The organism is Bradyrhizobium sp. UFLA06-24 (assembly GCF_054967145.1).
Window position 1 is genome coordinate 1 of sequence record NZ_JADFUE010000159.1, and the last position, 3177, is coordinate 3177.

Annotated in this window: 3 protein-coding genes and 1 pseudogene; 2 read left to right on the forward strand and 2 right to left on the reverse strand. The window is 62.5% G+C overall.

Going from position 1 to position 3177, the window contains the following annotated elements; genetic code table 11:
• A partial coding sequence (locus IF809_RS38245; protein WP_462840050.1) for an AMP-binding protein occupies positions 1–665 on the reverse strand: 665 nt, incomplete at its 3' end.
• Positions 666–730: 65 nt separating this feature from the next.
• On the opposite strand from IF809_RS38245, the gene IF809_RS38250 reads away from it, so the two are divergent.
• Positions 731–1843, forward strand: a complete 1113-nt coding sequence (locus tag IF809_RS38250; RefSeq protein ID WP_462840051.1) for an extensin family protein — start codon at positions 731–733, stop codon at positions 1841–1843.
• A gap of 37 nt (positions 1844–1880) precedes the next feature.
• Here the strand turns inward: IF809_RS38250 and IF809_RS38255 are convergent, their stop codons facing one another.
• Complete coding sequence (locus tag IF809_RS38255; protein ID WP_128967712.1) at positions 1881–2567, reverse strand: L,D-transpeptidase; 687 nt, start codon at positions 2565–2567, stop codon at positions 1881–1883.
• Positions 2568–2907: 340 nt separating this feature from the next.
• On the opposite strand from IF809_RS38255, the pseudogene IF809_RS38260 reads away from it, so the two are divergent.
• A pseudogene (locus tag IF809_RS38260) lies at positions 2908–3177 on the forward strand (magnesium transporter); the annotation flags it as partial.

The following is a 3177-nucleotide window of genomic DNA, read 5'->3' on the forward strand; positions in this document are numbered from 1 at the left end:
GTCTCGGACGCGCTGGTGCCGAGCGCATCGACATTGTTGGCCATCAGCGCGTGCAACACGTTGGACCGATGCGAATACAGCACACCCTTCGGGTCGCCCGTCGTGCCCGACGTGTAGCACATCGCGGCCGCCGTGTTCTCGTCAAAGTCCTTCCATTTGAATTTGCCGTCGGCCTCGGCGATCCAGTCCTCGTAGGCGACGACGTTCTTCAACGTGGTCTCGGGCATATGCGCCTTGTCGGTGAGGATGACGTACCGTTCGACGCTCGGCAGCTTGTCGGCGAGCTTCTCCAGGACGGGGACGAAGGTGAGGTCGACCATCACGATGCGATCCTGCGCATGGTTGATGATCCAGCCGATCTGCTCGGGGAAAAGCCGGGGATTGACGGTGTGGCAGATGGCGCCGATGCCCATGATGCCGTACCAGACTTCGAGATGGCGCCAGGTGTTCCAGGCGATCGTGGCGATGCGATCGCCGAGCTTGATGCCGTCGCGTTCCAGCATCTGCGAGACCTTGAGCGCGCGCTTATGGATTTCGGCGTAGGTGGTGCGATGGATCGGTCCCTCGACCGATCGCGTGACAACCTCCTGCTTGCCGTGAATCTTGGCGGCGTGTTCGATAATCCGGTGGCAGAGCAGGGGCCAATCTTGCATCAAACCGAGCATTCAGACGTTCCTCCGAGAAGTCGCTGGGCGCATTATCGCTCTCAGCGCAGGGCCAAAGAATTGACATGAGTTTTAGCCTGCCGGACTTTCGCCGCAAATGGTCTTGTCGCGGCAATATGTCCGCTGGCGCGGCAATGGTTACCGCTGCGGTGGGGCTTGCGTTTGTTCTCGCGGATCGGGCGGAGGCGCGAACGCATGGTGCACCGCTCGATATCTTCGGTCTTGGTACTCCACGGCTTCACCGGAGTGCCCACGCCACCAAGATACCGCTACCAAAGCCGCGCCCCGAGGAGGCTCCGAAAGCACTCGACGAGGCCGCGCCGGAGGCCAACGCCAAGTCTCCCCCTGACAAAGCTTTCCCGGACAAGCCCGCCGGCGATAAGCCGGCTGAGGCCGCGCCGCAGCCCGAGAAGCAGCTCTCGGCGTGCCGTCTCGCACTGACCGAAGACATGGCGGTCGCCCCGTCCATTCCCGACATCCGCGGCCCGGGCGCTTGCGGTGGCGTGGACCTGGTGCGGCTGGAAGCTATCGTGCTACCCGACAAGCGCAAGGTCGCGGTCAAGCCGGCGGCGATCCTCCGCTGCACCATGGCGACCGCGATCGCGGATTGGGTGCGCACCGACATGGTGCCGCTGGCCGCGAGCCTCGGCTCGACCATCACTGACCTCGACAATTTCGACAGTTTTGAGTGCCGCGGCCGCAACCGCGTCGCCGGCGCGATGCTGTCCGAGCACGGCAAGGCCAACGCACTCGACGTCCGCTCGCTCAAGCTCGCCAATGGACAGTCGATCGGCCTGACCGACCGCACCGTCGCGCGCGAGGTGCGCGAGCGCGTGCTGCATTCGGTCTGCTCGCGCTTTTCCACCGTGCTCGGCCCGGGTTCGGACTGGTACCATGAGGACCACGTCCACCTTGATCTCGCCCAGCGTCGCAACGACTACCGGATCTGCCAGTGGAACGTCTGGGACCCCTTGCCTCAGGTCGCCCCCATGCTGCCCGCCGAGCGCCCCGAGGAGGCGCCGCCGCGCGAGGTCGCGGCCAAGCCGGAGGCCAAAGACAAGCCGGAATCCAAAGAGCAGACTGACGACGAAGGTGCGGCAAAGTCGGCCGCGCCTGCAGACAAGCCGGCGGCGGACAAGATCCGGGCAAAGAAACCGGCAACGAAAAAGCGCCGGTGAGACCGGCGCTTTTCAGAAACCTCAGGTCATCAGGCTATCAGAAGCTGCCGGCCTGGCCGGTGCCGCCGCCCTGGAGCGCGAGACGCGAATTGTAGGGCGAGTCGCCGTGCTTCGGCTCGAGCACCACGACGATGGTGCCGACCTTGACGCGGTTGTAGAGGTCGATGGCATCCTCGTTGGTCAGGCGGATGCAGCCTGAGGAGATCGAGGCGCCGATATATTCCGGCTGGTTGGTGCCGTGAATGCGGAACAGCGTGTCCTTGCCGCCCGAATAGAGATACATCGCACGTGAGCCCATCGGGTTGTCAGGGCCGGGAGCGACGTAGGTCGGCACGCCCAGACGCGAAATCTCGCCGGGAGTCGGGTGCCAGGCCGGCCATTCGGTCATGCTGCCGACCTTGGCGATGCCGGACCAGGCCATGGCCTCTTCGCCGACGGTGATGCCGTAGCGGATCGCCTTGCCGCCATCCATCACGTAGTAGAGGTAGTGATTGTCGGAATCGACCACGATGGTGCCCGGCGACTCCTTGCGGTGATAGTCGACGATGGCGCGACGGAACGGCTCTGCCACGGGAGTATTTTCATACCGAATCTTGGCAAGCAGTTCCTTGTCCTTCGGCTTGAAATTCTGGGTGTTGGTGGCTTCGTAATGCGTGGCCTGCATGCAGCCCGACAGCATGAAGCCGGCGGCCAAAACTCCCAACATAACTTTCAGCGACGACATGGTTTGGTTCCAATTCAAAACAATACCGCGCAGGTCCTCAAGCGTAGCACCCAAGGGCCTTCGACTCCGTTGATTTCATTATCGTTGAAATCTGCCACAATTCCAGCTTTTAGGGCCTTATCCCGCGCTGCGAGACCCAACCTGTGGCTTTTTTGCCGCAAGTTTTGCGTCGTTGGGCTGGGTTCTTGGCGCGAAAAGCACAGCTGTCGATTTCATGCCGCAGTTGGGACGCACGGCCGCCACAAATGCGAACAGTCCGTTAATGTGGTTGTCATCATGAACTTGTCAGAATCGCGCTAAGGGGCTGTCATTCTGTCGCAGGCCCCTGCTGGAGTTGTTCATGTTTTCTGTGTTCGTGCCTTCCGACTCCTCGCTGAAGAAGGCCGTTGTCGACGATCTCGCGGCGGTGCCGGAGCACGCAGTGTGGGTTGACCTGGTCAATCCGACCGCGGCCGAGGACAAGGCCGTGGAACGGCTGCTGGGAATCGCGATCCCGACCCGGGAGGACATGCAGGAGATCGAAATCTCCAGCCGTCTCTATATCGAGAACGGCGCGCGCTACATGACCGCGACCCTGATGTGCCACTCCGATACCGACATGCCCCGGACC